The sequence below is a fragment of the Pseudomonas sp. S12(2018) genome, assembly GCF_024355235.1.
In the GTDB taxonomy this organism is placed as follows: Bacteria; Pseudomonadota; Gammaproteobacteria; order Pseudomonadales; family Pseudomonadaceae; genus Aquipseudomonas; species Aquipseudomonas palmensis.
Genome location: NZ_QLAD01000013.1, coordinates 83,877 through 90,608, shown reverse-complemented (window position 1 = coordinate 90,608; position 6,732 = coordinate 83,877). Strand labels below are relative to the sequence as shown.

The window sequence follows — 6,732 nt, the reverse complement described above, 5'->3', positions numbered from 1 at the left end:
GTTGCCGAGCTGGCCGCGCAGGCCTGGCCGCAGTTGCTGGCGCCGCAGTGCGCAGGCGAGGGCGTGGCGATTGCGGTGGCCGGCCAGCCGATCGACCCGCAACGGATCGGGCGCGCCCGTGGCCGCCTGGCGGTGATCGGCCTGGGCCCGGGCGCCGCCGACCTGATGGTGCCGGCGGTCAAGGCCGAGCTGGCACGCGCCAATGACGTGCTGGGTTATGAAACCTATGTGCGTATGGCCGGCCCGTTCCGCGCCGATCAGGTGCTGCACTGCACCGACAACCGCGAAGAAATGCAGCGCGCACGGCATGCCTTCGAGCTGGCCGCGCAAGGCCGCTCGGTGGTGGTGGTATCGTCGGGCGACCCGGGCGTGTTCGCCATGGCAGCGGCGGTGCTCGAAGCCTTGCACGAGTCGACGGACCCGCAGTGGCACAGCGTCGAGCTGCAGATGCTGCCGGGCGTCTCGGCCTCGCTGGCCACCGCCGCGCAGGCCGGTGCGCCGCTGGGGCATGACTTCTGCGTGCTGTCGCTGTCGGACAACCTCAAGCCCTGGGACATCATCGAGAAACGCCTGGACCTCGCCTGCCAGGCCGACCTGGCGCTGGCCTTCTACAACCCGATCTCGCGCTCGCGGCCCTGGCAGCTGGGGCGTGCCCTGGAGATCGTGCGCCAGCACCGAACGCCAGCCACCCCGGTGGTGCTGGGCCGTGACATCGGCCGCCCCGGCCAGACCCTGCGCACCCTGACCCTGGGCGAGCTGACGCCAGAGCAGGTGGACATGCGCACCATGGTGCTGGTGGGGTCGTCCACCACCTGCGCCTTCGCGCGTGCCGACGGTGGCGAGTGGGTGTACACGCCGCGTTGGTATGGCGCCGGCCGCCCTGGATAGCCACAGGGTCTCGTAGGGAAAGAAAGGTGCGCCTGGAAACGGGCGCACCTTTTTTCATGCAGGCCCGGTGATAGTTTGCAGTGGCCTGGCTGTGCCGCGGCAAACCAAAACTGAACAAGGATGATGTTATGGATAACTCGACTGTGTTTCCCTGCGCGGAAAAAAGCGCTGAATTCTTCAGCAACCTGGAAGTACCGGATCTTCAGCATTCGCCGCTGTCCATGCGCGGGCTGCTGGCCAGTGAAGGGCTCGATGACGAAACGGGCGAAGTGGCACTGATGACCAGCGAAGGCCCGACGATTCTGACCTTTGCCGACAAGCTGTCGGCGGACAAGCGCCAGATGGCCAAGGACGCCACCCTGTTCGCCGAGATGGTGGCCAACACCTCGGGCAGTATCCAGGAGCAGCCCCTGCAATGGCTGGCAGCCTACCGGGAGGCCATGCTGCACGCCGGCTGGTTCATGACCAGTTCGGACCGTCAGAGCTACAACACCAGCAAGCGCGACATCACCATGGACAGCGTTGTATTGGAAATCGTCGCCTCGGTGGCCGGTGGCAACGCAGCCGCCATGATCCCGCTGGTTTCCAGGGCCCTCGACAAGCTCAAGGGCGACGAGGACATGATCACCCTGTTCAACAACAACAGCACCGGCGCGAGCAAGGACAGCTGCCGCATTCTGCCGTGCCTTGAAACGGATAACGGCGAAGCCGTGACACTGTTCATCGGGCTTGAATACAACAAGCGTACCGACAAGGGCGGCGCACTGTTCTGGAAGTGGGACAACGAAACCATGGACATCACTCAGGTGGCCACCATGGTCAACTGGAACGAACGTGTCTATCAGCGCAACAAAGACGACATCCACGACTACATGGGTATTTCCTCGGATAACTTCTTCAGGAAAATCAAGAAGAAGTAATTCTACCGGCACCGGTGTCAAGGCGCCGGTGCCGCTATCCTCAAGGAGTCGAGGCATGGCAATGCAGTACGAGACATGGGTCAATGGTGCGCAGCTGATTTCATTTCCCGGCGGGTTGAGCGCACCGGACAGGGATGATGTATTGAACTCCCACTTGCTGGCGCAGGTGTCGGCCAACCAGGACGGCCTGGTCACCGCCAACCCCCGGGCCTGGTTCAAGCGCAATGTGGACGGCCTGGGCCAGCTCATGTGGAGCACCCAGACCGTGCAGTCCGATGTGTCCAGGTTCGCCGGCCTGGATGACCTGAGCATCGTCGCGCTGGTGACCAGGCACCTGAAGAAGAAGTTGCCTGCGGCCATCGTGCGGCAGATGACCGGCATGCTGGAGCAGATTTGCGAACTGGCCTACGAGCACCCGGCGCGCCAGCTGTTTCGTGCCCAGGTGCTCGCGCACAGCCAGGCCAGCCAGCGCACGGCGATCAACTTCCAGCTCAGTGCGTGTACTGCGCCAGACCAGGTGTTCAGCCTGTTTGTGAGCCTGGCGCTGGTGGTGCCGCTTCAGCAGGACTTTCTGCACCAGACGTTCTGCGGGGTCGACAGCCCGGGCGACGCGCTGTTCTTCTACAGCCACAAGCAGTTGTCGGTTGCGCGCTATGCGCGACTGCGCGACATGACGGTGGCAGCCCTGGAGGACGATGCCGTTGTGCTCAGGCGGGTGGTGCCGCAGGCCAAGGCCAAGGCCGACTGCTCGCTGCAAGGGGGCATCCATGACCTCCACTGAACGTTCGCAGGTGATCGGCGACAACCGGGTGTCGTTCGGTGAGGGCATGGACCCTGCCGACATGCAGGACATGATGGACCTGATGGTGTACGCCGAGATGTACGCCAGCAAAGCGGTTGGTCAGCATGCCTCGCCGCAGGCCTGGAATGAGTTCCACCATGCCTGCCTGCTGCGGCATGGTTGCCGCCTGATCAGCTTTCTGTCGTCGGTGTCCACGGCTGCCCACGACCTGGCGCAGGTGCGTGCCTTCGAGGTCACGGTGGTACAGCGGGACGCCGAGGTGCTGTTTCACCAGGTGATCAGCCAGTCGCTGCGCGACCTCGACCTGGAGACCAAGGCCCGGCGCCACTTCGAGTCTTCGGCCATGCCCAGGCGCGACGTGGAGAAGGCCATGCACTGCAAGGTCACGCCCTGTTTCACCGATCGACGCAACCAGCCCATGCTGTGTTTCTGCGGGCTGGTGATGCGCTTTGAAGTGGACGTCGAACACGGCTTTCTGACCGATACCTACCGGCGCTACGTGACCCTGACGCCCCATGGTGGCTGCTACCTGTTCGATCGCCAGGCGTACGCGAGCCATCGCACGTTCGTACTGGCCCAGACCCGGGCACTCTCGGAAGGTTTCTTCCAGGACCGGTAGGGGCTAGAGCACCAGGTAGCCCTTGATCCCGGTGAAGATGATCTGCGCCGCCAGGGCGCACACGAACAGGCCCATCAGCCGGCTGACGATCTGCAGGCCCTGGTCGCCAAGCAGCCGTTCGATGCGGTGCGACAGAAACAGCACCAGGCCAACGGTGAAGCTGGCCAGGGCGATACTCACGATGGCCAGCAGCTTGTCGTCCCAGTGCGGCTGGCTGACGCCCATCACCAGCAGCGCACCGATGGTGCCGGGGCCGACGGTCAGCGGGATGGTCAACGGCACGATGGTCACGTCCTGCTGCACGTTGTCGGTGTTGACCGCCGACTTGCCCTGGGCCATGCCCAGCGCCGAGATGAACAGCACGCTGCCGGCGCCGATGCGAAACGCGTCGGGGGTGATGCCGAAGATGCCGAAGATTGCCCGCCCGAACAGGTACAGCAGCACGCTGGCGATCAGTACCGCCAGCGCCACGCGCCAGGCCAGCTGCTTGCGCTCCTTGCTGGAGTGGCCGCGGGTCAGGCTGATGAAGCAGGACAGGACGAAGAACGGGCTGTAGAGCACGAGCATCTTCAGGTAGACGCTGAACAACTCATGGAGCATGGCGTGGGCTCGCGGCAAAGGGGGCGTTGGGCAAGTGTATCAGTGGGGGACGGGCGCGTTGTCGGGCTGCTCGTGGGGCTTGCGGTGGGCCACCCAGTATTCGATCAGTTCGCGCAGTTGCGACAGCTCCACCGGCTTGGCCATGTGCCCGTCCATGCCGGCCTGGCGTGCGCGCTCCTTGTGCTCGGCCAGGATGTGCGCGGTCAGCGCCACCACCGGCGTGCGCGGGCGCAGGCTGACCGCCTCCCAGGCGCGCAGCTGCTGGGTGGCCGAGAAGCCGTCCAGCACCGGCATCTCGCAGTCCATCAGCACCAGGTCGTAGCGCTGCGCCTTCATGGCCTGCAGGGCTTCCTCGCCGTTGCTGGCGGTGTCGGGCTCCAGGTTGAGCTTGCCGAGCATGCCGCGGATCACCTTGGTGGAGATGTTGTTGTCTTCGGCCACCAGGATGCGGAAGTCGGCGGGCACGTCCAGCGGGGTGGCCAGGCTGGGCGGCTGCATGCCGAGCATCTGGCCCTTGCTGCGCTGGGCCAGTTCTTCGGCCAGGGTGGTCTTGAGGGTGTAGCCGGCCACGGGCTTGGCCAGGATGCGCTTGACCCCGGCGTTGCGGGCGATGACCTTGCTCGGCGCATTGGTGATGCCGGTGAGCATGATGATCAGGATGTCGTGGTTCAGGCTCGGATCTTCCTTGATCTTGGCGGCCAGTTGCATGCCGGTCATGCCGGGCATGTTCTGGTCGAGCAGCACGGCATCGAAGTAGTCGCGCAGGTGCGCCTTGGTGCGCAGCAGGGCCAGGGCTTCCTTGCCCGAGGGCACGGCGCTCACGTTCATGCCCCAGGCGCTGCACTGCTGCACCAGCACCTTGCGGCAGGTGTCGTTGTCGTCCACCACCAGCACCCGGGCATCGCGCAGCGGGCCGTCGAGGTCGGCGGCGGGCTGTTCGAGGCGCTGCGGGTCCAGCGGCAGGGTCATCCACAGGGTGTTGCCCTGGTTGTGGCTGGTCTTGATGCCGAACTCGCCCTGCATCAGGGCGATCAGTTGCTTGGCGATCACCAGGCCCAGCAGGCCACCGAGCTTGTTGCTCGACAGCACGTGCTCGCTGTGCAACTCGGCCTGCAGCAGTGCCTCGCGCTCGCTGGGCGGGATCGGTTCGCCGCTGTCCTGCACGGCCAGGCGCAGGCGCGGGCTGCTGCCGCGCTGGTCCAGTGCCACCACCAGCAGGATCTCGCCCTGCTCGGTCTTTTTCAGGGCGTTTTCCAGCAGGCTCAGCAGGGCCTGGCGCAGGCGCGTGGGGTCACCGCTGATGACCCGCGGCACCTGCGGCTGGGTGAAGCTGATCAGTTCGATGTTCTGCTGTTCGGCCTTGGCCCTGAAGATGCTCAGGCAGTCCTCGATCAGGGCGTTGAGGTCGAACTGCACGTCATCCAGCTCGATCTGGCCGGACTCCAGCTTGGAGATGTCGAGGATCTCGTTGATCAGGGTCAGCAGCTCGTTGCCGGCACTGTGGATGGTCTGCACATAGTCGCGCTGCTTGACCGACAGCGGGGTGCCCAGCAGCAGTTCGGTCATGCCCAGCACACCGTTCATCGGGGTGCGGATCTCGTGGCTGATGCGTGCCAGAAACTCTGCCTTGGCGTTGATTTCGGCGGTGCTGGCGGCCAGCTCGCGGCTGGCGCTGAAGCGCGCCTCGCTGATGCTGCGCAGGCGCTCGCCCAGGGCCATGTTAAGCAGAAGGCCGGTGAAGGCGGTGAACCCCAGCAGGATGAACAGCAGCCATTCGGTGGGGGTGCGGGTAAGGCCCAGCAGCGCCGGCAGCACCACCAGGCAGCCCAGGTTGAACACCAGCATGGCCAGGCTGAACAGGCGCGCCGGGGCGAAGCCGCGCACCCAGTGGCAAACGGCCGTGATCAGCATGCTCAGGCTGGCCAGGGCCACCAGCGCGTAGGTGGCCAGGTTCAACGGCAAGGTGTCGACGAACAGCAGCAACAGGCCGCCGATGGCGATCAGCAGGATCTCGCCTTGCAGCAGGCGGGCCAGGCGCGGCTGCTGCAGGGGGGCGAAGAAGCGCAGGGTGAAGGCCAGCCCGCAGAGGCTGGCGAGCAGGGCAGTGAGGTAGGCGGCCGGGGTCTGCGAGGTCTGCCAGAGGTTCCACGGCCCGCTCAGGTTGAGCAGGATCAGCGCGCTGAGCAGCATCAGGCTGTGGTAGCCGGCCAGCCACAGGCTGCTGGTGGAGCGCGAATAGCCGAAGCGCACCAGGTTGTGCAGGATCAGCATGCCCATGCAGCCGAACAGCAACCCGAACAGCAGTGGCTGGCGCTGGTCGGCGGCGGCGCTCACGGCGGGCATCAGGCTGATGCCGGGCCGCAGCTGGTGCTCGGAGACCAGCCGCAGGTAGAGGTCCTGGGCCTGGTCGCTGCTCGGCACCGCCAGCAGGTGATCGTTGGTGGTCAGGCTCACCGGGCCGTTGGTGTCCGGGCGGCCGTTGTGGGACTGCTCGATCAGCCGGGCGCCGTCGACCACATACAGGTTCAGGTGCGACAGGTCCGGGGCGAACAGGCGCAGTACCTGTTCGGGCTGGTGTGGGGGCAGGTGGTAATGCAGCCAGAGCGCCTGCTGGGGCTCGGCGGCATCGAGCTGGTTGAGCTCGATGGGACTGAACTGGTTACGGTAACGCTCGGAACGGATGTCGCTCAGTTGCAGGTTGGCCTGATCGTCGAGCAATACCGACCACCCACTGCCCGAATCGGCCGTGGCCGGGAACAGGCAGAGCAGAGTCAGCAGGCTGACGGTGAGTCCAATGGCAATCCTGAGCCAACGCACGAGATATCCCTTCCTAGCCAAATGCCGGTTTGCAACTATGCGCGGCGTGCCAAGCCGAAGGCAAGGCCCCTTTGGAGCCTTGCCGT

At 65.3% G+C, this 6,732-nt stretch carries 6 protein-coding genes; 4 read left to right on the top strand and 2 right to left on the bottom strand.

Going from position 1 to position 6,732, the window contains the following annotated elements; genetic code table 11:
* From cobJ to DN388_RS24435, 4 genes are all read left to right on the top strand, one after another.
* Positions 1 to 888: precorrin-3B C(17)-methyltransferase (gene cobJ / locus DN388_RS24450; protein ID WP_255002668.1), on the top strand; the 888-nt coding region annotated here is incomplete at its 5' end.
* A 128-nt stretch (positions 889 to 1,016) separates the two neighbouring features.
* On the top strand, positions 1,017 to 1,808 hold the full coding sequence (locus DN388_RS24445) for a hypothetical protein (RefSeq protein ID WP_043860478.1): 792 nt from the start codon (positions 1,017 to 1,019) through the stop codon (positions 1,806 to 1,808).
* 55 nt (positions 1,809 to 1,863) lie between these two features.
* The gene (locus tag DN388_RS24440; RefSeq protein WP_255002667.1) at positions 1,864 to 2,589 is read left to right on the top strand and encodes a hypothetical protein; all 726 of its coding nucleotides are present in this window, start codon (positions 1,864 to 1,866) and stop codon (positions 2,587 to 2,589) included.
* Positions 2,576 to 3,229, top strand: coding sequence for a hypothetical protein (locus tag DN388_RS24435; protein ID WP_043860476.1), 654 nt, complete (start codon positions 2,576 to 2,578; stop codon positions 3,227 to 3,229). The genes DN388_RS24440 and DN388_RS24435 overlap by 14 nt, the downstream gene beginning before the upstream one ends.
* 3 nt (positions 3,230 to 3,232) lie before the next feature.
* Here the strand turns inward: DN388_RS24435 and DN388_RS24430 are convergent, their stop codons facing one another.
* Both DN388_RS24430 and DN388_RS24425 read right to left on the bottom strand, forming a co-directional pair.
* Complete coding sequence (locus DN388_RS24430) at positions 3,233 to 3,829, bottom strand: MarC family protein (protein ID WP_043860475.1); 597 nt, start codon at positions 3,827 to 3,829, stop codon at positions 3,233 to 3,235.
* Positions 3,830 to 3,868: 39 nt separating this feature from the next.
* Positions 3,869 to 6,646: a hybrid sensor histidine kinase/response regulator gene (locus DN388_RS24425; RefSeq protein WP_043860474.1), complete on the bottom strand. Its 2,778-nt coding sequence runs from the start codon at positions 6,644 to 6,646 to the stop codon at positions 3,869 to 3,871.
* Positions 6,647 to 6,732: the final 86 nt, after the last annotated feature.